The following is a 26,277-nucleotide window of genomic DNA, read 5'->3' as shown; positions in this document are numbered from 1 at the left end:
GCTCAGCCCAGCGAGAGCGCGCTGCGCACGATGCCGAGCAGCATCTCGCGCACCTCGCCGCTCTTCAGCACGACGATGAGCAGCCCGGCGAAGCCCGCCGCCGCGACCGTCGCGATGGCGTACTCCGCCGTCGCGAGACCCGCCTCGCCGTCCTGCCCCGTGCTCGTCCCCGTCAGGCGCGCGAACGCGCGTCGCGGCTGTCGTGTCATCTCCGGCTCCCCTCGTGTGGCCCGCGTCGTGCGGGCGGTCGGGGAGACCCTGCCGGGACCTGCACCCCTGCCGCACCCCACCGCGGGGCGTCGGTGGACGGGGCTCTCAAGACGACGACCTGTGCACGGCAGCGCGCGCTCCGCCCGCGTCGACGGGTCGAGCCACCAGCGCTCCGTCGCACGATCAGCACCCGGTCGACAGGTCGAGCCACCGGCACCCCGTCGCACGATCAGCACCCGGTCGACAGGTCGAGCCACCGGCACCCCGCCGCCCGAGGAGCACCCCGTCGACAGGTCGCGCGAGCAGCACCCCCCGTCGACGGGTCGAGTGACCAGCCCCGATCAACCAGGGCGCGGTCAGCCCCAGGTGAGCGGGTCGAGCTCGAGGTGGAAGCGGAGCCTGCCCGGGTCGACCGGGGACCCGTAGCGCGGCGCGAGCGACTCCCCCAGGGCACGCGCGTGCTCCGGCCAAGTGTCCTGGGCGTTCGCCAGGAGGAGGGAGAGGTCGGCGTGCCGGTCGGCGACCCCGAGCCGCCCGACGTCGACGAACCCGCAGACCTCCAGCGTCTTCGGGTCGAGCAGGACGTTGGGCAGGCACAGGTCGCCGTGGCAGACCACGAGGTCCGTCGCCTGCTGCTCCCGCCGCCACGGCAGCTCGGCGATGAGCTCCGCGAGGAGGTCCGCGGGGTCACGGGACTCCTGCTCCGGCCGCAGGAACTCCGGGTGCACGCGGCCGCCGTCGACCACGTCGCGGGCGAGGGCGACCATGGCGTCGAGGCTCCGGTCGAACGGGCAGTCGGCCACGGCGAGGTCGTGGAGGATCCGCGCCGCCGCGAGGACGCTCGTCCAGGCGCGGTCGACCTGGTCGGGGCGGACCGTGTCGGCGGGCACGCCCGGCACCGTGCGCGTCACGAGGACGGCCTGCTCCCCCGTGTCCTCCCACGCCAGCACCTCGGGGACGACGATCCCGCGCTCAGCCGCCCAGAGCGCGCGGTCCCGCTCGTCCGCCAGGTCGGCCGCCTGGTCCGGGCCCACGACCTTGGCGTGCCGTGCGCCGTCCGCGCTGACGAGCACGCGGGCCGAGGACTCGCCGCTCCCGACGTCCCGCCAGGCGTCGTCCCGGAGCGCAGCAGGCACATCGGAGACAGGGGACGGGTCCATGCGGCCACCGTAGCGACCCGACTCGACACCGGCCCGGCCCCGGCCCCGGCCCCGGCCCCGGCCCGAAAACAACACCGACGCCCGCCTCTGCCTCCGGACCTCCGACGCCTATCCGGAGAGCAGACCCGCCCCGAGGGAGACGAGGACGGGCAGCAGCCCGACGAGCACGAACGCGGGCAGGAAGCACGCGCCGAGCGGGAGCACGAGGTGCACGGCGAGCCGCGCCGCGGCAGCCTTGGCCGCTCCGGTCCGGTCCTGACGCGACGCCCCGGCCGCTGCCCGCAGCGACGACGCCGGAGCAGCGCCGTGCAGCCACGCGGGCCGCAGCGCGCGCTGCACGACCCCGAGCCGCGGCGGTGCACCCGCCCAGGCACCGTCCCACGACGCCCCGAGGAGGAGCGCCGCGCCGGCGGCGCGCAGCCCCGCACCGTCGCGGCCCCCGACGCACGACCCGACGACGTCGAGCGCTCGCGGGATCGCCGCCCCCGACCCGACTGCGGCCGCGAGCAGCTCGAGGAGCACTCCGGTCTCGATGCCGGGTTCGCGGTCGTCGCCCCGGCGCCGTCGGCCGCCCGGGCCGGCGGCGGGATCGTCCGGCGCGGGCGCTGCCCGCCCGACGGCGACGGCGCGCCGTCCGGCCTCGGTGCGCGCGGACCACCACGGTGCCGCGCCCACCAGGACGCAGAGCGCCACGAGGACGAGGGTCATCGGTGCTCTCCTTCCCGGGCGGGCCGCTCCGCGCGCCGCGCGGTCACCGGTCGTCCCCTGCGGTGCGCGCCCGCTCGACGAGCCGAGCTGACCACGTGCGGCCCGCGACGAGCAGCAAGACCCCGAGGAGCACGCCCGCCGTCCCGAGGCCGCCGTCGGTCGCGGTGCCGAGCGGGTCGGCGCCCAGCACGTAGCCGAGCAGGACCCCGACGACCGGGAGCCAGAGCAGCACGCGGGCGGTCGCGCGCGGTCCTGCGAGCGCCGCCTCCCGCTCGGCCCGCGCCTCGGCGTCCGCGGCCACGGACACGGCGACCTCGTCGAGCACGGTCGCCAGCGGCGCACCGAGCTCCGCGGCCAGCCGGCACGCCGCGACGAGGGCACGCGCCGTCGCCGGGCCGCCGACGTGCGGCGCGAGGTCCGCGACCCGCGGGACGCCCCCGCCGTCGACCCGGACCCCGACCGCACGACCCCACGCGACGCCCGGCGCGGCTCCGGACCGCAGGAGCGCCCCGACCTGCGTCACGACGACGCGCACGAGCTCGGGCACCGCCTGGGGTCGGGCCGGACGGCGCAGGACCGACCACCGCACGGCCCGCGACGCCGACCGGCCGACGACCTGGCGCGCCGACCGACCGCCCCGGGCCGTGGCGCACCAGACCGCGGCACCGACGAGGAGACCCACGAGGACCGTCATGCGCGTACTCCCCCGCCGCGCACCGTCCGGGCCGCACCCGCGCGGAGGCTCCCGGCACGGCCTCGCGTCATGCGGACCACCGCCCCACGAGCTCGTCCCACGCCGGTCCCGCGACCGGCCCCGCCGCGCCCGTCGACCCACCGCCCGGCGACCCGTCTCCCGGCGACCCGTCTCCCGTCGAACCGCCGCGCGGCGACCCACCGCCCGGCGACCCGCCTGCCGCCGAACCGCCGCGCGGCGACCCAGCGCCCGGCGGCACGACGGTCCCGTCCCACGACCCCGCGACGTCCACGCGCAGCGCGCCGCGCTCGTCCTGCCGCACGACGCCGAGCTGCGCGAGGACGCGCCGGGTCGTGCCCGCCGTGCAGACGCGGCGCAGGTGCAGCACGACATCGAGGCCGCCCGCGGCCTGCGCGGCGACGGCGGCCCGGTCCATCCCCGCGAGCGCCGCGAGCGCCTCCAGCCGGGCGGGGACCCCCTCGACGTCGTTGGCGTGGATCGTCGCGAGGCCGCCGTCGTGGCCCGTGTTGAGCGCCATGAGCACCTCGCGGACCTCCGGCCCGCGGCACTCGCCGAGCACGATGCGGTCGGGCCGCATGCGCAGCGCGGCGCGCACGAGGTCGGCGAGGTCCACGCCGCCCGCGCCCTCGACGTTGGGACGCCGCGCGGTGAGCGGGACGACGTGGGGGTGGTCCGGGTCGAGCTCGCGCGCCTCCTCGACGCAGACGACCCGCTCGTCGGGCGGGACGAGCGCGAGGAGGGCGGCGAGGAGCGTCGTCTTGCCGGTGCCGGTGCCGCCGGAGACGAGGACGTTCGCGCGCCGCGCGACGAGGCCGCGCAGCACCGGCTCCCACGCGTGCGGGACGGTGCCGCCCGCCACGAGGTCGTCGAGCCGGAACGTCCGGGTCCGCAGGACGCGCAGCGAGACGACGGCCCCCGTCGCGCACACGGGCGCGACGACGGCGTGCAACCGGGTCCCGTCCGGGAGGCGGGCGTCGACGACGGGCGACGCGTCGTCGAGCCGCTGCCCGCCCGCCGCGGCGAGGCGCACCGCGAGCGCCCGCACCGCCTCGGGGCCGCTGAGCGCGACCTCGACCCGCTCGAGACCGGCGCCGCGGTCGACCCACACGTCGTCGGGCCCGTTGACGAGCACGTCCGTCACGCCGGGCTCGTCGAGGTACCGCTGGAGCGGCCCGGCCCCGAAGATCTCCGCGTGGGCCGTCCGGGTCAGCTCGCGCAGCGCGGTCGTGCCGAGCACCCGGCCCGACGCCCGCAGCGCGTCCGCGACGGCCGCGTCGCCGAGCACCTCGGTGGCGCCGCCCGGCTCGTCGCCCGACCGCACGAGGCGGTCCCGGACCCCGTCGAGCAGGGCGACCCGGCCGCGCTCGGCACGCGGTGGCGCCTCCCCGCGGCGCTGCGCCCCGTCCGCGACACCTCCGTCCCGACCACGCCCGCCGCGCGGCGCACGCGCCTCCCGCGCGCTCACCGGGCAGGCCCGAGGTAGCGCGCGGCGAGCTCGCGACCGGCCCGGAGGACCGGCCCGCGCCCGACGCACGGCCCGTGCCCCCGCTCGACCGCGCCGGCGAGCGCGCGGTCCCACCCGGCGGTGGCGGCGACGTCCAGCCCGACGGCGGCGGCCACCTCGGGCGGCGAGAGCCGACCGGGCGCTGGGCCGCGCACGACGAGGGCGGCCCGGCCCGGCAGGCGGTCGCGCACCGCGGCGGCGCCCGCGACCCCGGCGACGTCGAGCGGGGTCACGAGGAGCACCTCGTCGCACGCCTCGAGCAACGACGCCCCGGCAGCACCCGCCCCGAGGGCCGCGCGGTCGGCGTCGAGCACGAGCACCCCGGACCTCGCCGCCGTGGCCTCGGCGAGCGCGGCGACGACGTCGGCGAGCGCCGCCTGCTCCGGGCCCCCGCCGCGCTCGGTGCTGACGACCGGCACGGTGCCCCAGCGGGGCAGGCGCGCGAGGAGGTCGTCGCCGTCGATCCGGCCCCGCGCGTCGGCGAGGTCCGGCCAGCGCACGCCCGGGTCCTGCTCGACGCCGAGCAGGACGTCGAGGCCCCCGCCCAGGAGGGAGAGGTCGACCAGGCACGTCGGCGCGCGCCGCCGCGCGACCGCCCGTGCCAACGACGCGGCGACGACGCTCGCCCCCGCCCCGCCGCGCGCACCGACCACCGCCACGACCGCTCCGTCCATCGCGCTCCCCTGCCCTCCGTCGACCGGGGACCACCGTGCCCCCTGGGCGCGGGCCGCCGTCGGCCCGTCACCCGCCCTGGGGACGGGCCGGTCGGCGAGCGCTCCTGGGGACGGCCACGTTCCGCCGCTAGGCTCGCGACCGTGACCCCGCTCCCGGACCCGACGGACCCGCCGCGCGCCGGCCGGGTCGCCGCGTTCTTCGACCTGGACAAGACGATCATCGCGACGTCGTCGGCCGCGGCGTTCTCGCGGCCGTTCTTCGCGGGCGGGCTCATCAACCGCGGGGACGTGCTGCGCAGCGCGTACGCGCACTTCCTGTTCATGGTGGGCGGGGCCGACGCGGACCAGACGGAACGCATGCGCGCGCACCTGTCGAACCTCGTGACCGGCTGGGACGTCGCGACCGTCTCCCGCATCGTCGAGGAGACGCTCCACGAGCACATCGACCCGGTCGTGTACGCGGAGGCGGTCGAGCTCATCGAGTCGCACCACGAGCACGGGCACGACGTCGTCATCGTCTCCGCCTCGGGCAGCGAGGTGGTGGAGCCCATCGCCGCGGTGCTCGGCGCCGACCACGCCATCTCGTCCCGGATGGCCGTCGAGGGCGGTCGCTACACCGGCGCGATCGACTTCTACGCGTACGGCGAGAACAAGGCCGTCGCCCTGCGCGAGCTCGCGGAGCGCGAGGGCTACGACCTCGCGGCGAGCTACGCGTACTCGGACTCGGTGACCGACGCGCCGATGCTGAGCGCCGTCGGCCACGCGTTCGTCGTCAACCCCGACCGGACGCTGCGTCGTCTCGCCGCCGAGCACGGGTGGGGCGCGCTGACGTTCTCGCGGCCCGTCGCCCTGCGCTCGCAGCTCGCCGCGCCGACGCCGGTGCTCGCCGCCGCGGGCCTCGTCGGGCTCGGCGTCGTCGGGTGGCTCGTGTGGCGGGCCTGGCGCCGCCGCTCGCGCGGCTGACCCTCTTCAGCGTCGCCGCCCGCGCGGCCGACCCGCCCGTCCGGCCCCCCGCGGACGACCGCCGAAGGGCCCGATCCGGACCTCCCGGACCAACCGCACCGGCGTGTTCGAACCCCGGTAGAACACGGTGTGGAAGAACCCCCGGAGCGCTTGCGCCCGCCGCCCCGGCGGGCTGTGATGGAGGGACAACAGCACCGCGGCGGTACCCACGCGCAGGGCAGTCCACCGAAGGACGCGCTGACCGGGGCGGACCAGGCCACGACGGCCCCCGACCCGTTGCAGCGACTTGGAGCGAGCGCGCCTGCTCACCGCCGCCGCTGGCGACCACGGCGTCCGCGAGGGCGCCGTCGTCGTGTCCGGGCTCACGCGCCCCGTTCCCGCGTCGTGGCCCGCCGGCCGGGCGATACTGGGGCCCATGACGTCAGCGCCGAGTGTCTCCTCCTCCATCACCGCCCGCCTCCAGGTCGAGGCCCGCCCCACCGCCGTGAGCGAGCTGACGACGGCGATCGAGCACACCGGAGGCATCGTCACCGCCCTGGACGTGACGGCGTCGGGCCACGAGCGCATCACGGTCGACGTGACCGTCGCGACGCGCGGCGAGGAGCACGCCGGGCAGATCGTCGAGGCGCTGCGCGCGCTCCCGGGCGTCGTCGTGGACCGCGTCTCCGACCGCACGTTCCTGCTCCACCTGGGCGGCAAGCTGAAGATCGAGTCCAAGGTGCCGATCCGCAACCGCGACGACCTGTCGATGATCTACACGCCCGGCGTCGCGCGCGTGTGCGAGGCCATCGCCGCCAAGCCCGACGACGCCCGCCGCCTGACGATCAAGCGCAACACCATCGCGGTGGTCACCGACGGGTCGGCCGTGCTCGGGCTGGGCGACATCGGCCCGCTCGCGTCGCTGCCCGTCATGGAGGGCAAGGCGGCCCTGTTCAAGCGGTTCGCGGACATCGACGCGTTCCCCATCGCGCTCGACACGACCGACGTCGACGAGATCGTGCGGACGGTCAAGGCGATCGCGCCCGTGTTCGCGGGCATCAACCTCGAGGACATCTCGGCCCCCCGGTGCTTCGAGATCGAGGCACGGCTGCGGGCCGAGCTCGACATCCCCGTGTTCCACGACGACCAGCACGGCACCGCCATCGTGGCGCTCGCCGCGCTGACCAACGCGCTCAAGGTCGTGGGCAAGCAGCTGCCCGACGTGCGCATCGTCCTCTCGGGCGCGGGTGCGGCCGGGACCGCGGTGCTCAAGCTGCTCCTCGCGGCGGGCGCGCACGACGTCGTCGTCGCGGACATCGAGGGCGTCGTGCACCCGGGCCGCCCGGGCCTGTCCCCGTCCCTCGCGTGGACCGCGGTCAACACGAACCCGCGGCGCGTCACCGGCACGCTGCGCGAGGCCGTCGTCGACGCGGACGTGTTCATCGGCGTCTCCGCGCCGGACGTCCTCACGGGCGACGACGTCGCGCGCATGGCCCCCGACGCCATCGTGTTCGCGATGGCGAACCCGCGGCCCGAGGTCGACCCGGTCGAGGCGGCGGAGCACGCGGCCATCGTCGGCACCGGGCGCTCCGACTTCGCGAACCAGATCAACAACGTGCTCGCGTTCCCGGGCGTGTTCCGCGGCCTGCTCGACGCGCGGTCGCACCGGATCACCGACGCCATGCTGCTCGCCGCCGCCCGCGCGCTCGCGTCCGCGATCCACGAGGACCAGCTCAACCCGACCTACATCATTCCGAGCGTGTTCAACCCGGAGGTGACGACGCTCGTCGCCGCGGCGGTCGAGCGCGCCGCGCGGGAGGACGGCGTCGCCGAACCTCCCGCCCTGACCGGCGGCCTCCCGCGCGTCGCGACCACGACGTCCGCCCCGACCACCGCCCCGGAGGCCTGAGCGTGCAGCGCGTCACGACCCGCAACGCGGCGTTCCAGCAGTGGGAGGCCCTGCTCACCAACCGCACGAAGCGGCACCGGGCGGGCGAGATGGTCGTCCAGGGGGTCCGACCCATCACGCTCGCCGTCGAGTCCGGGTGGACCGTGCGGACGTGGCTCGTCGACGCCGACCGGTCGCTGTCGTCGTGGGCCCACACGATGCTCGACCGGGTCCGCGCGCAGCGGTTCGCCGTGTCGTCCGCGCTCCTGCGCGAGCTCGGCGGCAAGGAGGACGAGACGCCCGAGCTCCTCGCCGTCGTCGCGACACCGCCCGACGACCTCGGCCGGATCGGCGGCGGCACCGTGGGCGCCGACTTCCTCGGCGTCGTGCTGGACCGGCCCACGAGCCCGGGCAACGTGGGGACGGTCGCGCGGTCGCTCGACGCGTTCGGCGGGAGCGGGCTCGTCGTCGCCGGGCACGCGGCCGACCCGTACGACCCGCGCGCCGTGCGCGCGAGCACCGGCTCGATCTTCTCCGTCCCGACGGTCCGCGTCGCCGCGGGGCGCGATGTCCTCGACTGGGTCGCCGCGCAGCGCTCCTCCGGGGTCCCGCTGACCCTGCTCGGGACCGACGAGCACGGCGACGTCGAGCTCGCCGACCACGACCTCACGGGCCCGACGCTCGTCGTGACCGGCAACGAGACCACCGGCCTCAGCGCGGGCTGGCGCGAGGCGTGCGACGTCATGGTGAGCATCCCGATGCTCGGCTCGGCGAGCTCTCTCAACGCCGCGAGCGCGACGACCGTCGTGCTGTACGAGGCCGTGCGCCAGCGCCGGGCGCGCTGACGGCACGTACGGCGGCGGTCGGCGCACGCCCGACGGCGGGTGCGGCGTCCCGGGGGGCGCCGCACCCGCCGTCGTCCCCGCGTCAGGACGAGCGCGGCGCCGTGCTGCCCGGAGCCCGGGTGATGTGGTGCACCGCCTGCGTGCGCAGTCCGGCCCCGTTGAACTCCTGGTAGATCTCCTTCGCCTCCTGCAGCGCCTGCTTGACCTGGTTCTTGTCGAGGTGAGCCGCGGTCAGCTGGTTCTGGTAGAGGTACAGGAACGTGTTGAAGTCGATCTTCGTCAGGTCCACGGTGGACTTGACCGCGACGAACGCGCTGATGCGCTCCATCTTCTCGTAGATGCCGCGGGCCGAGACGTTGAGGTACCACGCCTTGAGGTCCACCCGGACGATGGACAGGCCCTCGGTCACGACGTAGTACTCCTCCATCGTGCCGGTCGACGCCGACGCGCCGCCGAGGAACACGGTGAGGGCCTCGGAGATGAGGCCGCCCACCCCGTCGATGATGCTGTCCGCCGTCCCCGAGACGAACGACTTGAGCGACGACTTCACGGTGTCGGCGAGGTGCTCCGTCGACGTGGACGTGAAGGCGTGCACCTCCTTCTTGGACGCGAGGATGGACGTGATGGGCACGGTCGAGTTCGTGCCTCCCGCCCCGCGGAGCGACTCCTGGATCTTCGCCTCGAACAGCTCGGCCTTGGTCTCCCCGAGCCGGGCGAGCGACTCCACGACCTCGCGCTGCGTCTGCGCGAGCTCGTCGCTGTTGTCGAACTGCTTGACGATGTCTCTCACGAGCGACATGACTTCCTCCGATGACGTGTGGTGCGGTGTCGGAGCGCGGCGACCGCCCCGCCCCCGTGGCGCGAGGTCAGAAGACGACCTGCGTGCCCTGCAGGTCGACCTGCCTGCTCAGCGCGTCCGGCCGCGGGTAGCCGGCGGTCGCCGGGACGGGCCGGTTGTAGCCGTAGACCCAGACGCCCTCGAGCGCCCGCTCCTCCTCGAGCGCGAGGGCGAGCCCCGCCGAGAAGTTGGAGACGTTCTCGGCGCACGCGTGCACGAGCACCGGGCCGACCGGCCCGGGCACCCGGGCGAGGAGCCGTGCGACCTGCCGCCGGTTCCACCCCCAGTCGTCGGCGCCGTTCCCCTCGTCGCCGATCTCCTCGGCGTTGCCGTGCGCGGACAGGCAGACCGGGCCCCGCGCCGTCGCGAGCGCCGCGACGAGCGCCCGTTCCGCCGCGGCCCGTGAGCCCTTCGGAAGCAGGACGACCTCGCCCCACGCGTCCGCCCCGGAACCGTGCTCCTCGACGGCCTCGCGGATGTCGTCGTCCTGTGTGCAGACCACCAGCATGTCGTGCCCCCTCTCGTGCGTCGGCGGGGCTGCGTCGCCCCGCCGTCGGCCCGGTGCCTTCGTCCGGGTCCGTCGCCAGGATCCGCCGGGCGCCGACCGCCCCACATCGTCAGTTCTGACTATCTGCGGACGGGACGGCCGCCACGTGCGCGGGCCAGGGCGGCGGAGGCCGCGAGCTGCGACGAGACGCCGAGCTTGCCGAGGATCGAGCGGACGTGGGCGCGCACGGTCGCGACCGACAGCACGAGCGCAGCAGCGATCTCGGCCACCGACCGACCGCCCGCGAGGTGCTCCAGCACCTCGGTCTCCCGGCCCGTGAGCGACGCCACCGCCCGGCGGTCGCGCACGACCCCGACGAGCTGGTCCACCAGGAGCGCGTCGCCCGCGCGCACGTCCCCCGCGAGCATGCGGGCGACCGTCCGCACCTGGTCGCCGAACGGTCGCTCCGCGGCGACGACCAGGGCGCCGGCCCGCGCGGCGACGAGCAGCCGGTCCGCCGCCACCGCGCCGCCCACGACCACGACCGGGCCCGGGCGCCGCAGGACCGCGAGCAGCGGCGGGCCGGGGAGGGACCCGGCGTCGTCGGCCACGAGCACGAGCCCGCGGCGGCCGCCGGACCCCGGCCGGAGGGCGTCCTCGGGGACCGTGCGCGCCCCGCAGCGGCCGACGGCGCGCAGCCCGGCGGCCACGGCGACGGCGAGCACGCGGTCCCGGGACGCGACGTCGACACCGTCGTCCCGGCGTGCGGGCGCGGCAGGGCGCGACCGCGCGCCCCGCACCGCCGCGTACGCCAACCCGCCCCCTGTGCCTCGCCGTGAGGCCGCACGCTCCGCGAGGAACGTGAGCCCATGGTGGGGCACCACCCCCCGCGCGGCAACAGCGCGCCGGGGTGCCCGGCGGACCGTCCGACCGCGTGCTCCCCCGCCGTCCGGGGCGCTCGCCTGTTCCTTTGCGAGCACTCTCGCCGAATCCCGGACGGATGTGACCGCGCTCACCGCAGGAGGTCTACACTCGCCAGGTCGGGGCCCCGGTCGTGCGGCCGTCCGCCCCGTCGTACCGTCGTACCGTCACGCCGCCCCCGGGCGGCCGCCGCGGTCGGCGGGACCGCACCAGAGTCGATGCGCACCGGAGGTCAGCGTGCCAGAGAACGAGCCCGAGGCCGCAGCAGCGGCCACCACGTCCAGCCTGGAGAACCTCCTCCACGAGACCCGGAGCTTCCCCCCGAGCCCCGAGTTCGCCGCGCAGGCGAACGCGCAGCCCGAGCTGTACGAGGAGGCGCGGGCCGACCGGCTCGCGTTCTGGGCGCGGCAGGCGAACGACCTCGTCACGTGGCAGACCCCGTTCACCGAGACCCTCGACTGGTCGCAGGCGCCTGTCGCGCGCTGGTTCGCCGACGGCACGCTCAACGCCGCGTACAACGCGGTGGACCGCCACGTCGAGGCGGGTCTGGGCGACCGGGTCGCGATCCACTTCGAGGGCGAGCCGGGCGACACGCGCACCGTCACGTACGCCGAGCTGCAGCGCGACGTCTCGCGCGCGGCCAACGCGCTCGCGGCCCTCGGCGTCGAGACGGGCGACCGCGTCGTCATCTACCTCCCGATGGTCGTCGAGGCCGTCGTGGCGATGCTCGCGTGCGCGCGCATCAGCGCCCCGCACTCGGTCGTGTTCGGCGGGTTCTCCGCCGACGCGCTGCGCAGCCGCATCGCCGACGCCGAGGCGAAGCTCGTCATCACGGCCGACGGCGGCTACCGCCGCGGCGCGGCCTCCGCGCTCAAGCCCGCGGTCGACGAGGCGCTCGCGCCGAAGGAGGGCGCGGAGCCGACGACGGTCGAGCACGTCCTCGTCGTGCGCCGCACCGGCCAGGACACCGCGTGGACCGAGGGCCGCGACGTGTGGTGGCACGACGCGCTCGAGGCCGCCGACACGACGCACACCCCGGTGTGGGTCGAGGCGGAGCACCCGCTGTTCATCCTCTACACGTCGGGCACCACCGGGAAGCCGAAGGGCATCCTCCACACCACGGGCGGCTACCTCACGCAGGCCGCGTACACGCACCGCAACGTGTTCGACCTCAAGGCGGACACCGACGTCTACTGGTGCACCGCCGACATCGGCTGGGTCACGGGCCACTCGTACGTCGTCTACGGCCCGCTGCTCAACGGCGCGACGCAGGTCATCTACGAGGGCACCCCGGACTCGCCGCACCAGGGCCGCTGGTGGGAGATCGTCGAGAAGTACAAGGTCTCGATCCTCTACACGGCGCCCACCGCGATCCGCGCGTGCATGAAGTGGGGCGAGGAGATCCCGGCGAAGTTCGACCTGTCGTCGCTGCGCGTGCTCGGGTCGGTGGGCGAGCCGATCAACCCCGAGGCCTGGATGTGGTACCGCCGCGTCATCGGCGGCGACCGCACGCCCATCGTCGACACGTGGTGGCAGACGGAGACCGGCGCGATCATGATCTCGCCGCTGCCGGGCGTCACGGCGGCCAAGCCGGGCTCCGCCCAGGTGCCGCTGCCGGGCATCGTGGCGGACGTCGTCGACGACGAGGCGCGCTCCGTGCCGAACGGCGGCGGCGGGTACCTCGTGCTGTCCGAGCCGTGGCCGTCGATGCTGCGCGGCATCTGGGGCGACCTCGAGCGCTTCAAGGACACGTACTGGTCGCGCTTCCCGGGCATCTACTTCGCGGGCGACGGCGCCAAGAAGGACGAGGACGGCGACATCTGGCTGCTCGGCCGGGTCGACGACGTCATGAACGTCTCGGGGCACCGCCTGTCCACCACGGAGATCGAGTCGGCGCTGGTCTCCCACGAGATCGTCGCGGAGGCCGCGGTCGTCGGCGCGAGCGACGACCTCACGGGCCAGGCCGTCGTCGCGTTCGTCATCCTGCGCGGCGAGCACGCCGGCCGGGCGTCCGACGCCGACGGCGCGGCGGCCGTGCAGACGGAGCTGCGCAACCACGTCGCGAAGGAGATCGGCCCGATCGCCAAGCCGAAGCGCATCCTCGTCGTGCCCGAGCTCCCGAAGACGCGGTCCGGCAAGATCATGCGCCGCCTCCTGCGCGACGTCGCGGAGAACCGGACGGTGGGCGACGCCACGACCCTCGCGGACTCGTCCGTGATGGAGCTCATCTCGGCGGGCCTGCAGAAGCCGTCGTCCTCGGACGACTGACGCGCCGCTCGTCGACCACGGGGTCGGTGCCCTCATCCGCGCGATGACGGCACCGGCCCCGTTCTCGTGCGCCGACCGCCCGGCCGCTGCGCACGGCGATATGCCCGTGCCCGGCGTCCCCGCGACGGCGTAGCGTCGAGGCGTGCCCCGCGTCCCCGCGGCCGACGGCCGCGCCCTCCTCGTCGAGCAGCTCGACCTGCGCAGCGACTGCTCCCGCTGCACGGGCCTGTGCTGCGTGGGGCTGCACCTCGTGCGGTCCGCCGACTTCGCGATCGACAAGCCCGCCGGCACGCCCTGCCCCAACCTGCGCACGGACTTCGGCTGCGGCATCCACGCCCGGCTGCCCGAGTCCGGCTTCCCCGGGTGCGTCGCCTACGACTGCCTGGGCGCGGGCCAGCGCGTGTCGGCCGCGGTCCGGGCGGCGCACGACGGCGCGACCTGGCGCGACGACCCCGCCGCCGCGCGCGACGCGTTCGCCGCCCTGCCCGTCGTCACGCAGCTCCAGGAGCTGCTCTGGTACCTCGCGGAGGTGCTCACGCTCCCCGCGGCCACCGCCGTGCACGACGACGCCCGGCAGGCGCTCGACCGCACCGCACCGCTCGCCGACCTCGCCCCGGCGGACCTGCTCGCGCTCGACGTCGGCGCGGTCCGTCGTTCCGTCGGCCCGCTGGTCGACCGGGCGAGCGCGCTCGTGCGCGACGCGGCGCGCGACGGTCGACAGGCGCGCGACGGTCGACAGGCGCGCGACGGGCGGCACCGGGACGGCCGCCGCGGCGCCGCGTCGCCGCACGGCACCGTCCGCGCAGCGGCCCCGCCCGACGCCCCGCCGGCACTCCGGGCCCCGGGCGCGGGGGTGCGACGTCGGTTGCGGCCGGGGGCGGACCTCGTCGGCGCGGACCTCCGCGGGCTGGACCTCACGGCGTCGGACCTGCGGGGCGCGCTGCTCCTCGGTGCCGACCTGCGCGGGGCCCGGCTCGACGCCGTCGACCTGCTCGGCGCCGACCTGCGGGGCGCGGACGCGCGCGGCACAGACCTCTCCCGGGCGCTGTTCCTCACCCCGGCGCAGGTCGGCGCCGTCCGCCGGGACGAGCGCACGGCGCTCCCGGCCGTGCTCGCCTGACCCTGGCCGCGGCCCCCCACCCCGCGAGATCGGCACCCGCAGACCGGATCGGCGGTCGCGACCACCGATCCCACCCCCGGGTGCCGATCTCGGCGGCGGTCGTCAGCGGAGCGCGGCCCGCCGCGCGAGCGGAGCCGCCACGGCCGCGCACACGACGACGAGCGCCGCCGCACCCCACGCGAGCGCGCCGTACGACGAGAACCCGATGATCGCCCCGGCGAGGATGCCGCCGACGGCGCCGCCCGTGTTCATCGCGAGGTCCGACAGGCCCTGCACGGCGGTGCGCGACGGGCCGGGCGTCGCGTCGACGAGCAGCGCCGACCCGGCGACGAGCCCGCACGACCACCCGAGCCCCAGCAGCACCAGGCCCACCGTGAGGCGCGCGGAGTCCTCGCCCGGCGCGCCCGCCACGACGACCGCCGCGGCGAGGAGCAGCGCGCCCCCGGCGTACAGCACGCGCGCATGCCCGAGCCGGTCCGCGAGCCACCCGACGACGGGGCTCAGCGCGTACATGCCCGCGATGTGGGCGCTGATCACGAGACCCACGACCTGGAGCGTCGCGCCGCCGTGGTTCATGTGGACCGGGGTCATGGACATGAGGCCGACCATGACGAGGTGGCTCAGCACGATCGCGCCGAGCGCGAGGCGCGCCGTCGGGCTGGCCGCGACGACGGCCCAGCCGGCACGCAGGCCGTCGCGCCACGACGCCGGGCCCGGCGCTCCACCCGCGCCCGGCGCGCCCCCGTCGCCACCCGCCGCACCGGAGCCTGCCGCACCCGAACCCGCCGCGCCGGACCCCTCCGCGACGGACCCCGCCGCACCCGCCCCCGACGGCGCGCGCGACGCGAGCAGCGGGTCGGGGCGCAGCCACACCGCGACGACGGTCGCCGCGAGGGCGAACGCGAGCGTCGCGAGCACGAACGGGGCCGCGCTCGGGGCGGTGCTCCCCGCAGCGCTCCCGTGCCCGGCGTGCGCGTCCCCGAGGCGCAGGGCGGGCCCGGCGACCCGGTCGGCGACGCCCGCGAGCGTCGGCCCGACGACGGACCCGACGGTCGTCGCCCAGACCACGACGGACAGGTCGCGGGCCCGGCGCTGCGGCGTCGCGAGGTCCGTCGCGGCGAAGCGGGAGGCGAGACCGGCAGCCGTGCCGGAGCCGAACAGCAGCATCGCCACGACGAGCAGCGGCCACGAGCCCAGCAGGACGGCGACCGTCGCGAGCACCGCGCCGCCCGTCGCGAGGCCGAAGCCGAGCAGGAGCGACGGCCGCCGGCCACGCCGGCCCGCGACCTGGGCGAGCGGCAGCGCGACGAGCGCCGCGCCGACGACGCCCGAGGTCGAGGTGAGCCCCGCGATGGCGTCGGACCCGGACAGCGCCGACGCCACGAGGGGTGCGACGGCGATGCCGCTCGCGACCCCGACACCGGACAGCACCTGGGTCGCGGCGAGGGTCGTCAGGGTGCGGCGCTGCGTCGGGAGGGCGGGCGCGTCGACGGCGGTCGGGGCGGGCCCGCGGGCGGGGTGCGGGTCAGGGGCCGGGGAGGACTCGGTGCTCACGGGTGCACGCTAGGGCTCCGCGGCGGGCGCTGACGAGCCCTCACACCGCCACCGGTCGCCGAGATCCTGCCGCAGGGCTGCGACCGGGCTGTCGGCCGAGCGCCCGCAGCACGCCGCGCGCCGCCTCACGTCCCGCCCGGTTGGCCCCGATCGTCGAGGCGCTCGGCCCGTAGCCGACGAGCTGGACGCGCGGGTCGCTCGACGCGGTCGTGCCGTCGAGCACGATCCCGCCGCCGGGCGCGCGCAGGCCGAGGGGTGCGAGGTGGTCGAGCGCGGCCCGGAACCCGGTGGCCCAGAGGATGACGTCGGCGGGCTGGTGCAGGAGCCCGTCATCGTTCGCGCCGGGGGCCCACTCGACGCCGGTCGCCGTGACGCGCGCGAACATCGGCCGACGGCGCAGCACCCCGCTCGCGATCCCCGCGCGGTAGCGGGGCGTGAGCGGCAGGCCCGTGACCGAGACGACGCTCCCCGGCGGCAGGCCCGCGGCCGTCCGCTCCGCGACGCGCGCGACGGCGGCCCGGCCGAGCTCGGGCGAGAACTCCTCCTCGACCCACACGGGCTCGCGGCGCGTCACCCACGTCGTGCCCGACGCGTGCGGCGCGATCTGGAGCAGGAGCTGCGTCGCCGACGCCCCGCCGCCGACGACCACCACGTGCTGCCCCGCGAAGTCCTCGGCGGAGCGGAAGTCATGCGTGTGGAGCTGGCGCCCGCGGAACGTCTCCATCCCGGGGTAGCGCGGCCAGAACGGGCGGGTCCACGTGCCGGTCGCGTTGACGACCGTGCGCGTGCGGACGACGACGTCGCGCGCGTCCGGCCCGGCGCCGACCGTGGCGCGGACCAGCAGGAGCGCGGGGTCGTCGGGGTCGTCGCGCACGTCGTGCACCGTGGCGGGCCGCACCACGCGCAGGTCGTTCTCGCGCTCGTACGCGGCGTAGTAGCGCGGGACGGCGACGTTGGCGCGCTCGCCGGGGTCGCCGGCCGGGAGCGGGACGCCCGGGAGGTCGTGCACCGCGTGCGTCTCGGCCATGGTCAGCGAGTCCCAGCGGTCCTGCCACGCGCCGCCCGGGCCGCGACCGCCGTCGAGCACGAGCGGGTCGAGCCCGGCGCGCCGCAGGTGGTAAGCCGCCGAGAGCCCCGCCTGGCCCGCACCGACGACCACGACGTCGTGCACGGCCCCGCCCGGGCCGAGCAGGTCCGCGCCCGCCGTGCCCGGTGCCGCCGTCTCTCGCCCGTGGGTCCGCTCGCTCACGCCGACCACAACGACCCGCCCCGACAGAACCTTCCCCGGCCCGAGGTGAGGTGCCGAACACGGGGTTGCCGTCGTCATCGCACTCTTCACGACGACAACCCCGTGGTCGACGGCGAGCAACCCCGTGCTCGGCGACGCGCCGCCGCGCGTGCGGCCGCGCTCAGAGGAGGTCCGGGACCCGCCGGAGCGTGCGGATCGGTCGGACGGCGAGGAGCGCCACGACCGTGAGCGTCCCCACGACCGCGCCCACCAGGAGCACCCGGTCCGTCCCGAACGCGGCGACGGCGGGACCGGCCAGCGCGGCCCCGATCGGGTACATCCCGACCGACCCCGCGACCTCGTAGGCGTGGACCCGGTTGAGCACGTCGCCCGGCACCTGCGTCTGGACGCTCGTCGCCCACATGACGCCCCACACCCCGACCCCGACGCCCACGAGCACCTGCGCGACGGCGAGCGCCCAGACGGGCCAGCCCAGCACGAGGCCGAGCGGGTAGAGCGGGTAGGCCACGAGCGCCACGGCGCCCGCGGCGAGCGGCCGCCGCGGCCGGTAGCGGATCGCGAGCAGCCCGCCGACCACGGTCCCGACCCCGAGCGCGCTGTTGAGCACGCCGAACGCGGTCGCCCCGTGCGTCGGCACGACGACGCTCGCCGCCAGGGGGAGCTGCGGCCCCCAGGCGAGCACCGCGTAGACCATCCAGATGACGACGACGCCCCACAGCCACGTGCGGGAACGGAACTCGTGCCACCCGACGGCCAGGCTGCGCCACAGGCCCGCGCCCGCCGGGGGCGCCGGCACGACGCCGAGCCGGAGCGCGAGCAGGCACAGCGCGCTCGTCGCGTAGGCGACGGCGGAGAGGATCATCACCCCGCCGGTCGACCCGAACCCGACGAGGACGCCCGCGAGCGCCGGGCCGCCGAGCCCGGTGATCGCCTCGGAGGTCCGCAGGACGCCGTTGGCCCCCTGGACGTCGCGCGCGACGAGCGGCACGGTCGACGCCGCGCCGGGCTGGAACAGCGCGTTGGCCGTGCCGGCGACCGCGAGGAGGGCGTAGAGGTGCCAGAGGTGGTCGATCCCCCGCACGAACAGCACCGCGAGGAGCACGTGCGCGGCGAGGTTCGCGAGGTCGGCGACGATCATCATCCGGCGCGCGGTGAACCGGTCGGCGAGCACGCCGCCGAAGAGCACGAGCCCCGCGAACGGGGCGACGAGGAACGCCATCGCGTACCCCGCGACCGCGAGCCCGTAGCCCGAGGCGAGCAGCCCGGCCGAGACCGCGACCGGGAGCATCGCCCAGCTGAGCAGCCCCGCGCTGCGCGCGGTGAAGTAGTACCGGAAGTCCCGCGACCAGACGGCCGGTCCCGTCGGTTCCCCGAGAGGCCGGGCCGGAACCGGCACCGGGACCGGGACCGGGACCCGCCCTGCTGCGGCCTCCGCCGCCTCCTCGACCGCGCACGCGCCCATGCCGCCCTGCCTCTCAGCCCCTCGCCGTCGTCCGACCGGTCGGACGACGGCGGGGCGGGCAGGCCGACGCGGCCCCCCCGGGTCCCGCGCCTCACGGCCGCTCGCTCACGGACGTGACAACCGTCACCCCGGCCCGAACCTTCCCGCGACGACGACGGCGCCCCGCGGGCGCGGGCGGCGCGCGTTCGGTCGTGCGCGGGCGCCGGGGGCAAGATGGACCGGTGGAGACCGCGATCCTCTGGCACACCGGGCCGCTCATCGACGACGTCGAGATCGCGCAGGTCCACGACCTCGCCGCGGCGGCGGAGCGGGAGGACGGCGTGGCTCCCCTCTCGGAGCAGCCGCTGCTCAACCTGCGCGAGGCGACCGACGACGTCGTGCACCTCCTCACGTGGCGCGGGGGCGAGCTCGCGGGCTACGCCCAGGTGGACAAGCGCGGGGACGCACCGAGCGCGGAGCTCGTCGTGCGCCCGGCGCACCGCGGCCACGGCCTCGGGTTCCACCTCCTGGGCAGCGCCGCGGACCGCGCCGTCGAGCCGCGCCCGTCCGAGCGCACCGCGGACGAGCGCGCCACGGACGAGCACGGCCCGGTCGGGGCCGGCACGGACGGCGCGCCCTCCCCCGGCAGGGACGTCCCGCCGCTGCGCGTGTGGGCTCACGGCGACCTGCCCGCGGCGCAGGCCCTCGCCGCGCGGGCGGGGTACGGCGTCGTGCGGGAGCTGCTCGTGCTCGAGCGCCCGCTGGGCGGCCCGGCGGAGCACCCGCGCCCCGCCGTCCCGGCGGGTCTGCGGCTGCGCGCGTTCGTGCCCGGGGACGACGACGCGGCCTGGGTCCGGGCCAACGCGCTCGCGTTCGCGCACCACCCGGAGCAGGGGCGGCTCACGGTCGACGACCTACGTGCGCGGATGCGCGAGGACTGGTTCGACGCCGCGGGCCTCCTGCTCCTCGAGCGCGACCCGGCGCCCGGCGACGGCGCGCCCGAGCTCGTCGGGTTCGTGTGGACCAAGATCCCGACGGGCCAGCCGGACGCCGCGCGCGAGGGCGAGATCTACGTCGTCGGCGTGGTCCCGTCCGCCCAGGGCGAGGGGCTCGGGCGGCTCCTGACCGCCGTCGGGCTCGCGCACCTCGCGGAGCGCGGGGCACGCACGGCCGTGCTCTACGTGGACGGCGACAACGTCCCCGCGGTGCGGACGTACGAGCGGGCGGGGTTCGTGCGGCGCGCCGTGCACGTGCAGTACGCCCGGCCCGCCCGCTGACCCCCGCACCGGCCGAACGGTGACCCGCGTCACGCACCGTTCATCAACTGGTGCCACCATGAACCCATGACCGACACGTCCACGCAGCGCACCCTCGACCCGGACCTCGCCGCGCACATCGCGGAGCACATCGCCGAGGAGCCCGAGATCGAACCGGTCGGTGCGGAGCTCGACCTCGGTCCGCTGCCCGACGACCGGTTCGCCGACCGCGAGCTGAGCTGGCTCGCGTTCAACCAGCGCGTGCTCGAGCTCGCGGAGGACCCGAGCCAGCCGCTCCTGGAGCGCGTGCGGTTCCTCGCGATCTTCGCGTCGAACCTGGACGAGTTCTTCATGGTCCGGGTCGCCGGCCTCAAGCGCCGCATGGCGACGGGCATCGCGGTCACGGCCGCCTCGGGGCTGTCGCCGCGCCAGGTGCTCGACGCGATCAGCGAGCGCGCGCACGAGCTCATGGACCGCCACGCGCGGGTCTTCGCCGACGACGTCCAGCCGGCGCTCGCCGCCGAGGGCATCACGCTCGTCCACTGGGACGAGCTGGAGACGCGCGAGCAGGAGCGCCTGCACAAGTTCTTCCGCAAGCAGATCTTCCCCGTGCTCACGCCGCTCGCCGTCGACCCGGCGCACCCGTTCCCCTACATCTCGGGGCTCTCGCTCAACCTCGCGGTCGTGGTGGCGAACCCGACGACCGGCAAGGAGCACTTCGCGCGCGTCAAGGTGCCGCCGCTGCTGCCCCGGTTCATCGCCGTGGACGCGCGCGGCCGCCCGAGCGCGCCGACGTCGCAGACGGCGTCGCCCGACCGCGGGCCGACGTCGTTCGTGCCGATCGAGGAGGTCATCGCCCAGCACCTCGACCACCTCTTCCCCGGCATGGAGGTGCGCGAGCACCACCTGTTCCGCGTCACGCGCAACGAGGACGTCGAGGTCGAGGAGGACGACGCGGAGAACCTGCTCCAGGCGATGGAGAAGGAGCTGCTGCGCCGCCGGTTCGGCCCGCCCGTGCGCCTCGAGCTCACGCCGGGCATCAGCCCGCGCATCCGCGCGCTGCTGGTGCGCGAGCTCGGCGTCGTCGAGGAGGAGGTGTACGAGATCCCGCTGCCGCTCGACCTCACGGGCCTCAACCTCATCGCCGACCTCGACCGTGCCGACCTGCACTTCCCGCCGTTCGTCCCGACGACGCACCGCCTCCTCGCCGAGGTGGAGAGCTCGTCCCCGACGGACGTGTTCGCCGCGATCCGCGAGCGCGACGTCCTGCTGCACCACCCGTACGACTCGTTCTCGACGTCGGTGCAGACGTTCCTCGAGCAGGCGGCGGCCGACCCGGCGGTGCTCGCGATCAAGCAGACGCTGTACCGGACGTCGGGCGACTCGCCGATCGTCGACGCGCTCATCGACGCGGCCGAGGCGGGCAAGCAGGTGCTCGCGCTCGTCGAGATCAAGGCCCGGTTCGACGAGCAGGCCAACATCTCGTGGGCGCGCAAGCTCGAGCAGGCGGGCGTGCACGTCGTGTACGGGATCGTCGGGCTCAAGACGCACTGCAAGCTCTCGCTCGTCGTGCGCCAGGAGTCGGACGGCCTGCGCCGCTACTGCCACGTCGGCACGGGGAACTACCACCCGAAGACGGCGCGCCTCTACACCGACCACGGCCTGCTCACGTGCGACCCCGACGTCGGGCAGGACCTCACGCGCCTGTTCAACCAGCTCTCCGGGTACGCGCCGCAGTCGCGGTTCCACCGCCTGCTCGTCGCACCCCGCACCGTCCGCTCCGGCCTCGTCGAGCGGATCGACCGCGAGGCGGTCGCCGCGCGCGAGGGCCACGAGGCGTGGGTCAAGATCAAGGTCAACTCCGTCGTCGACGAGACGACGCTGGACGCGCTCTACCGCGCGTCGCAGGCGGGCGTGAAGGTCGACCTCGTGGTGCGCGGCATCTGCGCCGTCCGCCCGGGCGTCCCCGGGCTGAGCGAGAACATCCGCGTGCGCTCGATCCTCGGGCGCTTCCTCGAGCACTCGCGCATCTACGCGTTCGCGAACTCCGCGGGCCCCGCCATCGGCGAGGGGCCGGAGAGCGGTCCGGAGGTGTTCATCGGGTCGGCCGACCTCATGCACCGCAACCTCGACCGCCGCGTCGAGGCCCTCGTGCGCATCACCGACCCCGACCAGGTCATGGAGCTGCTCGACCTGCTCGACGCGTCGATGTCCGAGCGCACCGCGTCGTGGCACCTCGACGCCGACGGCACGTGGCACCGCCCCGACACCGCGCCCGACGGCTCGCCGCTCGTCGACCTCCAGGCCAGCCTCGTCCAGCGACAGCGCCGCCGGCTCGTCGGGAGGCGGTAGCGGATGGGAGTGCCGTCCTCCGCGCTCCGCGGCGGCGTGCCGCTCGTGGACACGCTCGGCCCGACGCACGTGTCGCACGCGCCCGTCATCGAGTCGGCCGGTGCCCTCGTGTGGCGCGTGCGCGACGACGAGCTGCAGGTGCGCCTCGTCCACCGGCCGCGCTACGACGACTGGTCGTGGCCCAAGGGCAAGCTCGACCCGGGCGAGACGTTCCAGGCGGCCGCGGCGCGCGAGGTCGCCGAGGAGACGGGCAAGCCGGTCGTGCTGGGCGTCCCGCTCCCGGGGCTGCAGTACCTCACGCCCGAGGGCCGCGTGAAGCGCGTGCACTACTGGGCCGCGCGCCGGGCGTCGAGTCGGTCCGACGCCGGCGCGCTCGCCGCGCGCGCCCCCGTCCCGCCGGTGTCGCCCCAGGAGATCGACCGCGCCGCGTGGCTCTCGACGGACGACGCCGCGCGGCGCCTCACGCGGCAGGCCGACCGGGCGCCGCTCGAGGCGCTCGTGCGCGAGCGCGACGAGGGCCGGCTCGCGACGCACGTCGTCGTCATCGCGCGCCACGGCAAGGCCGTGGCGCGGTCGGCGTGGCACGGCGACGAGCAGGACCGTCCGCTCACGCCCGCGGGCCATGCCCAGGGGGTCGCGCTCGTGCCGGTGCTCGCGGCCTACGGCGTCGAGACGATCGTCACGAGCCGCTGGGACCGCTGCGCCCAGACGATCGCGCCGTACGCGACCGCCTCGGGGCTCGCCACGGTCAGCATCGACCACCTCACCGAGGCGCAGCACGAGCGGTCCCCCGCGCGTGTCGCGCGGACGGTCCGGGGGCTGCTCGAGGCCGAGCGGTCGTCGGTGCTGTGCACGCACCGGCCGGTGCTGCCCACGGTGCTCGACGTCCTCGGCCAGCACTCGCGCCGGCCGGTCGCGAACGCCCTGCCCGCGCACGACCCGTTCCTCGAGCCCGGCGAGATGATCGTGGCCCACGTGGCGCGCACGCCCAAGGGACCGCGCGTCGTCGCCGCGGAGAAGGTCGCCCCGCCGCTGCACTGAGACCCGCACCGGCGTCGCCGGGCCGGCGCCGTCCGGACGCACGACGACGCCCCGCCGGCGGCCGCGAGGCCTCCGACGGGGCGCCGTCGTCGTGCGAGGGGACCGGCGTCGCCGGTGCGGGTCAGAGCAGGATGGGGCTGAGGATCCAGTAGACGACGGCCGCGACGAGCGCGGCGGCGGGGATCGTCAGGACCCACGCGGCGCCGATATTCTTGGCGACGCCCCAGCGCACCGCGGACAGGCGCTTGGTCGCGCCGACGCCCATGATCGCCGAGGTGATGGTGTGCGTCGTCGAGACGGGCGCGTGGAAGATGAACGCGTTGGCGTAGAGCACCACGGCGGACACGGACTCGGCGACGAAGCCGCGCGCCGGGTCGAGCTCGATGATCTTGCGGCCGAGCGTGCGCATGATGCGCCAGCCGCCCGCGTAGGTGCCGAGCGAGATCGCCGTCGCGGCCGACAGCTTGACCCACAGCGGGATCGTGTTGTCGTCCTGGAACCCGCCCGCCACGAGGGCGAGCACGATGACGCCCATCGTCTTCTGCGCGTCCTGCAGACCGTGGCCGAGCGCCATCGCGGCGGCGGAGGCCGTCTGCGCGATCCGGAACCGGCGGAACGCCCGGGCGGGCGCCGCGTTCCGGAACACCCACAGCAGCAGGACCATGAGCGCGAACGCGAGGCCGAAGCCGATCAGCGGCGAGAAGATCATGGGGAGCACGACCTTGTCGAGGATCGCGTCCCAGTGCACCGTGATCCCGGACGCGAGGCCGACGCCCGCGAGGCCGCCGATGATCGCGTGCGTCGACGACGACGGCAGGCCCAGCCACCACGTGATGAGGTTCCACGTGATCGCGCCGACCAGCCCGCACAGGACGATGACGAGACCCTGGTGGGGTGGCACGTCGCCGACGGCGACGATGTCCTCCGCGATGGTCTGCGCCACGGCCGTGCCGAGCAGCGCGCCGATGAGGTTGAACACCGCCGCCATGAGGAGCGCCGCGCGCGGTGTGAGGGCCCGGGTCGACACCGAGGTCGCGATGGCGTTCGCGGCGTCGTGGAACCCGTTCGTGTAGTCGAACGCCAGGGCGAAGGCCACGACGACGACGACGAGCACTGCCTCCACGGGGCTCAGGACTCCTTGAGGGCGATGGTCTCGACCGTGTTGGCGACCTTCTCGAAGGCGTCGGCCGCCTGCTCGAGGACCTCCACGATCTCCTTGAGCTTCATGAGGAGGACCGGGTCGGACACGTCGTCGAAGAGCTCGGCGAGCAGCTTGCGGTGGACCTTGTCCGCCTGGTTCTCCAGGCGGTTGACCTCGACCCAGTACTCGGGGAGGTCGTCCATCGAGCGCAGCCGCGGCATCGCCTCGGCCGTGAGCTCCGACGCCCGCTGGAGCACCTGGACCTGCTCGGACACGCGGGCCGGGAGCTCGTCGACCTTGTAGAGGACGATGAGGTCGGCCGCCTCCTCCATGTAGTCCATGCAGTCGTCGAGCGCCGACGCGAGGGCGTAGATGTCGTCCCGGTCGAACGGCGTGACGAACGTCTGGTTGAGGCGTCGCATGATCGAGTGCGTCGCGTCGTCCGCGAGGTGCTCGGTCTCGCTCAGCTGCTTCGCGAGCTGCTTGCGCGTGGGGCGGTCCGCCCCCAGCAGCTCCGCGAGGAGCGTGGACCCTGTGACCAGGTGCTGCGCCGAGGCGGCGAGGAGGTCGAAGAACGAGGTGTCGCGCGGTGTCAGGCGCAGGCGCACGGGGGGCTCCGGAAGGGACGCGGGGTAGGGGTCTGAGCTGGCGTCGGCCGCGAGGGCCGCTCGACCGCCGGGGGAACCGGACGGCCGGGGTGGTCACGATCTCTGGTCGGATGATCTCTCGGTGAACGCACGTCGAACTCTCGTCAAATGTAGCCGACGCGCGGAGCGATGCTGGAATCGTCGGGCCCAAGGTCCCGGATGCTCAGGACGCCCACAGCCTGCGCACGGCGTCGTCGCCGGTGCGGCCACCGCGCCCGCGCACCGCACGAGAGGCGGCGCGCGGTGGGCGCGAGGGGGAAGTAGTGACGCCGGACCGGGAGCGCCTCTCGGCGCGTGGCCGCTCGTAGCGGCTGAGTGTGGAGCCCGGGGCTACCGCGGCCCGGCGTCGAGATCCATCGTACGTGCCGCACCCCGCTCGGGGTACCCGTGTTCGCGCTCCGCGAGACCGCCCCCGCCCGCCGTGCGGGCGCGCCGCCCATCCCGCACCCTCGCGCCCGCGGGGTCCCGACGGGCCCGACCAGGTGGTTCCGGTCGGTCGAGCAGGCGGTCTGGGCGCGTCAGGTGGCACGGACGCGCCAGGTCCGCCTGCTCGGCGACGACCGGGGCCTCCGCAGCGGGGAGGAGCGCGCGCTCAGTCGAGGCGGTCGGCGCGCCAGAGCTCGGCGGCGTGCTCGAGCTCCTGGGCGGTCCGCAGCAGCGAGCCCGCGCCCCGGGTCGTGCGCAGGGCGCCGTCGGGGTCGGCGACCTCGCGGGCGTCGGCGTCGAACGCGGCGCCGGTGGCGAGGATGCGGCAGAACGACCCCGCGCGCTCGAGCGCGACCGCGAGGTCGCCCGTGAAGACGCCGGACAGCACCGCGTCGGCGAGGTCGCGCACGTCCTGCGGCCCCGGCGGCCGGGGCACGCCCGCGATGGCCTCGTGGACGGGCGCCGCGTCGACGCCGAGCCGGTAGCGGAGGGTGACGGTCTGCGGGTCCCGACGCACCCACTCGCGCAGCACGTAGAGCCGCCAGAGCGCCCCCGGCAGGGAGTTGGGCGCGGCGTCGGACCACAGGCCGGCCACCACGTCGAGACCCTCGGTCTCGACGAGGTGGACGAGCCGCTCGACGACCTCCGGGTCCTCCGTGTCGCGGGCGCGGTGGACGATCGCGTGCGCGGTGGTGTGCGCGACCCGGTCGCGGAGCGCGGGGTCGAGCTCTCCGGGCAGCTCGTCGGCGTCGCGCGGGTCGAGCATGGCGGGGCGCCGGGGGCGCTGCGTGCGGTCGGACCGACCGGGGTCGGGCCGGGCTCCGGGGGTGGGGACGTCGTCTGGCACCCGCCCAGTCTCCACCCGGGCCCGCGACGCGCGCAGCCTCCGG

23 protein-coding genes are annotated in these 26,277 nt (G+C 76.0%); 8 read left to right on the top strand and 15 right to left on the bottom strand.

Annotated features, from left to right (window positions below; all coding sequences use genetic code 11):
- Positions 1-2: 2 nt before the first annotated feature.
- The 6 genes from BJP59_RS01455 to ssd form a co-directional block, all read right to left on the bottom strand.
- Positions 3-209: a DUF4244 domain-containing protein gene (locus tag BJP59_RS01455; RefSeq protein WP_043655695.1), complete on the bottom strand. Its 207-nt coding sequence runs from the start codon at positions 207-209 to the stop codon at positions 3-5.
- Between the two features lie 357 nt (positions 210-566).
- Positions 567-1,370, bottom strand: coding sequence for an aminoglycoside 3'-phosphotransferase (locus tag BJP59_RS01450; protein WP_194522016.1), 804 nt, complete (start codon positions 1,368-1,370; stop codon positions 567-569).
- A gap of 108 nt (positions 1,371-1,478) precedes the next feature.
- Complete coding sequence (locus BJP59_RS01445; RefSeq protein WP_194522014.1) at positions 1,479-2,078, bottom strand: type II secretion system F family protein; 600 nt, start codon at positions 2,076-2,078, stop codon at positions 1,479-1,481.
- Between the two features lie 43 nt (positions 2,079-2,121).
- Entirely contained in the window at positions 2,122-2,772 is a 651-nt protein-coding gene (locus BJP59_RS01440) for a hypothetical protein (RefSeq protein WP_194522013.1), read from the bottom strand.
- Positions 2,773-2,839: 67 nt separating this feature from the next.
- Positions 2,840-4,114, bottom strand: coding sequence for a TadA family conjugal transfer-associated ATPase (locus BJP59_RS01435; RefSeq protein ID WP_194522880.1), 1,275 nt, complete (start codon positions 4,112-4,114; stop codon positions 2,840-2,842).
- A gap of 140 nt (positions 4,115-4,254) precedes the next feature.
- The gene (gene ssd / locus BJP59_RS01430) at positions 4,255-4,971 is read right to left on the bottom strand and encodes a septum site-determining protein Ssd (RefSeq protein WP_194522011.1); all 717 of its coding nucleotides are present in this window, start codon (positions 4,969-4,971) and stop codon (positions 4,255-4,257) included.
- 141 nt (positions 4,972-5,112) lie between these two features.
- Here ssd and BJP59_RS01425 point away from each other — a divergent pair, with 141 nt between their 5' ends.
- The 3 genes from BJP59_RS01425 (at position 5,113) to BJP59_RS01415 (ending at position 8,646) form a co-directional block, all read left to right on the top strand.
- On the top strand, positions 5,113-5,934 hold the full coding sequence (locus BJP59_RS01425) for an HAD family hydrolase (RefSeq protein WP_061266569.1): 822 nt from the start codon (positions 5,113-5,115) through the stop codon (positions 5,932-5,934).
- A gap of 415 nt (positions 5,935-6,349) precedes the next feature.
- Complete coding sequence (locus BJP59_RS01420) at positions 6,350-7,822, top strand: NAD-dependent malic enzyme (protein ID WP_082774168.1); 1,473 nt, start codon at positions 6,350-6,352, stop codon at positions 7,820-7,822.
- A 2-nt stretch (positions 7,823-7,824) separates the two neighbouring features.
- Positions 7,825-8,646 (top strand): TrmH family RNA methyltransferase, encoded by an 822-nt coding sequence (locus BJP59_RS01415; protein WP_336244589.1) that lies wholly within the window; start codon positions 7,825-7,827, stop codon positions 8,644-8,646.
- Between the two features lie 82 nt (positions 8,647-8,728).
- Here BJP59_RS01415 and BJP59_RS01410 read toward each other — a convergent pair whose 3' ends face one another.
- From BJP59_RS01410 to BJP59_RS01400, 3 genes are all read right to left on the bottom strand, one after another.
- Entirely contained in the window at positions 8,729-9,445 is a 717-nt protein-coding gene (locus BJP59_RS01410; RefSeq protein ID WP_021483279.1) for a hypothetical protein, read from the bottom strand.
- Between the two features lie 67 nt (positions 9,446-9,512).
- Positions 9,513-9,986 carry a hypothetical protein gene (locus BJP59_RS01405; RefSeq protein WP_194522010.1) on the bottom strand — a complete coding sequence of 158 codons (474 nt, stop codon included), beginning with the start codon at positions 9,984-9,986 and terminating at the stop codon, positions 9,513-9,515.
- 125 nt (positions 9,987-10,111) lie between these two features.
- Positions 10,112-10,786 (bottom strand): response regulator transcription factor, encoded by a 675-nt coding sequence (locus tag BJP59_RS01400; RefSeq protein WP_144681852.1) that lies wholly within the window; start codon positions 10,784-10,786, stop codon positions 10,112-10,114.
- Positions 10,787-11,129: 343 nt separating this feature from the next.
- Here BJP59_RS01400 and acs point away from each other — a divergent pair, with 343 nt between their 5' ends.
- A complete protein-coding gene (acs, locus tag BJP59_RS01395; protein WP_194522009.1) occupies positions 11,130-13,160 on the top strand; it encodes an acetate--CoA ligase in 2,031 nt (676 codons plus the stop codon).
- Positions 13,161-13,302: 142 nt separating this feature from the next.
- Positions 13,303-14,280, top strand: a complete 978-nt coding sequence (locus BJP59_RS01390; RefSeq protein WP_194522007.1) for a pentapeptide repeat-containing protein — start codon at positions 13,303-13,305, stop codon at positions 14,278-14,280.
- 102 nt (positions 14,281-14,382) lie between these two features.
- On the opposite strand, the gene BJP59_RS01385 is transcribed toward BJP59_RS01390, so the two are convergent.
- The 3 genes from BJP59_RS01385 to BJP59_RS01375 all read right to left on the bottom strand — a co-directional run bounded on the left by BJP59_RS01385 (position 14,383) and on the right by BJP59_RS01375 (position 18,545).
- Positions 14,383-15,834, bottom strand: coding sequence for an MFS transporter (locus BJP59_RS01385; protein ID WP_194522005.1), 1,452 nt, complete (start codon positions 15,832-15,834; stop codon positions 14,383-14,385).
- A gap of 40 nt (positions 15,835-15,874) precedes the next feature.
- Entirely contained in the window at positions 15,875-17,083 is a 1,209-nt protein-coding gene (locus BJP59_RS01380) for an FAD-dependent oxidoreductase (protein WP_442861524.1), read from the bottom strand.
- A gap of 160 nt (positions 17,084-17,243) precedes the next feature.
- Positions 17,244-18,545, bottom strand: a complete 1,302-nt coding sequence (locus BJP59_RS01375) for an MFS transporter (RefSeq protein WP_194522002.1) — start codon at positions 18,543-18,545, stop codon at positions 17,244-17,246.
- 221 nt (positions 18,546-18,766) lie between these two features.
- Between BJP59_RS01375 and mshD the strand changes: the two genes are divergently transcribed.
- From mshD to BJP59_RS01360, 3 genes are all read left to right on the top strand, one after another.
- A complete protein-coding gene (gene mshD, locus BJP59_RS01370) occupies positions 18,767-19,801 on the top strand; it encodes a mycothiol synthase (protein WP_194522001.1) in 1,035 nt (344 codons plus the stop codon).
- 66 nt (positions 19,802-19,867) lie between these two features.
- Positions 19,868-22,132: an RNA degradosome polyphosphate kinase gene (locus tag BJP59_RS01365; RefSeq protein WP_085386554.1), complete on the top strand. Its 2,265-nt coding sequence runs from the start codon at positions 19,868-19,870 to the stop codon at positions 22,130-22,132.
- A gap of 3 nt (positions 22,133-22,135) precedes the next feature.
- Entirely contained in the window at positions 22,136-23,173 is a 1,038-nt protein-coding gene (locus tag BJP59_RS01360; protein WP_194522000.1) for an NUDIX hydrolase, read from the top strand.
- A 121-nt stretch (positions 23,174-23,294) separates the two neighbouring features.
- Here the strand turns inward: BJP59_RS01360 and BJP59_RS01355 are convergent, their stop codons facing one another.
- From BJP59_RS01355 to BJP59_RS01345, 3 genes are all read right to left on the bottom strand, one after another.
- Positions 23,295-24,296 (bottom strand): inorganic phosphate transporter, encoded by a 1,002-nt coding sequence (locus BJP59_RS01355; RefSeq protein ID WP_021482998.1) that lies wholly within the window; start codon positions 24,294-24,296, stop codon positions 23,295-23,297.
- A gap of 5 nt (positions 24,297-24,301) precedes the next feature.
- Positions 24,302-24,922: a DUF47 domain-containing protein gene (locus BJP59_RS01350; RefSeq protein ID WP_021482999.1), complete on the bottom strand. Its 621-nt coding sequence runs from the start codon at positions 24,920-24,922 to the stop codon at positions 24,302-24,304.
- A gap of 631 nt (positions 24,923-25,553) precedes the next feature.
- A complete protein-coding gene (locus BJP59_RS01345; RefSeq protein WP_043655142.1) occupies positions 25,554-26,153 on the bottom strand; it encodes a hypothetical protein in 600 nt (199 codons plus the stop codon).
- Between the last annotated feature and the right edge of the window lie 124 nt (positions 26,154-26,277).

Source organism: Cellulosimicrobium sp. JZ28, from assembly GCF_015327065.1.
Taxonomy (GTDB): Bacteria; Actinomycetota; Actinomycetes; order Actinomycetales; family Cellulomonadaceae; genus Cellulosimicrobium; species Cellulosimicrobium funkei.
The sequence above is the reverse complement of the archived record's forward strand: the minus strand, read 5'-3'. Positions and strand labels throughout refer to the sequence as shown.

What these genes read in the sequence shown, in the direction of transcription:
- BJP59_RS01455 (WP_043655695.1), bottom strand. Translation starts at nt 209, where the DNA reads ATGACACGACAGCCGCGACGCGCGTTCGCGCGCCTGACGGGGACGAGC.
- BJP59_RS01450 (WP_194522016.1), bottom strand. Translation starts at nt 1,370, where the DNA reads ATGGACCCGTCCCCTGTCTCCGATGTGCCTGCTGCGCTCCGGGACGAC.
- BJP59_RS01445 (WP_194522014.1), bottom strand. Translation starts at nt 2,078, where the DNA reads ATGACCCTCGTCCTCGTGGCGCTCTGCGTCCTGGTGGGCGCGGCACCG.
- BJP59_RS01440 (WP_194522013.1), bottom strand. Translation starts at nt 2,772, where the DNA reads ATGACGGTCCTCGTGGGTCTCCTCGTCGGTGCCGCGGTCTGGTGCGCC.
- ssd (WP_194522011.1), bottom strand. Translation starts at nt 4,971, where the DNA reads ATGGACGGAGCGGTCGTGGCGGTGGTCGGTGCGCGCGGCGGGGCGGGG.
- BJP59_RS01420 (WP_082774168.1), top strand. Translation starts at nt 6,350, where the DNA reads ATGACGTCAGCGCCGAGTGTCTCCTCCTCCATCACCGCCCGCCTCCAG.
- BJP59_RS01410 (WP_021483279.1), bottom strand. Translation starts at nt 9,445, where the DNA reads ATGTCGCTCGTGAGAGACATCGTCAAGCAGTTCGACAACAGCGACGAG.
- BJP59_RS01375 (WP_194522002.1), bottom strand. Translation starts at nt 18,545, where the DNA reads ATGGGCGCGTGCGCGGTCGAGGAGGCGGCGGAGGCCGCAGCAGGGCGG.
- BJP59_RS01365 (WP_085386554.1), top strand. Translation starts at nt 19,868, where the DNA reads ATGACCGACACGTCCACGCAGCGCACCCTCGACCCGGACCTCGCCGCG.
- BJP59_RS01360 (WP_194522000.1), top strand. Translation starts at nt 22,136, where the DNA reads ATGGGAGTGCCGTCCTCCGCGCTCCGCGGCGGCGTGCCGCTCGTGGAC.
- BJP59_RS01345 (WP_043655142.1), bottom strand. Translation starts at nt 26,153, where the DNA reads ATGCTCGACCCGCGCGACGCCGACGAGCTGCCCGGAGAGCTCGACCCC.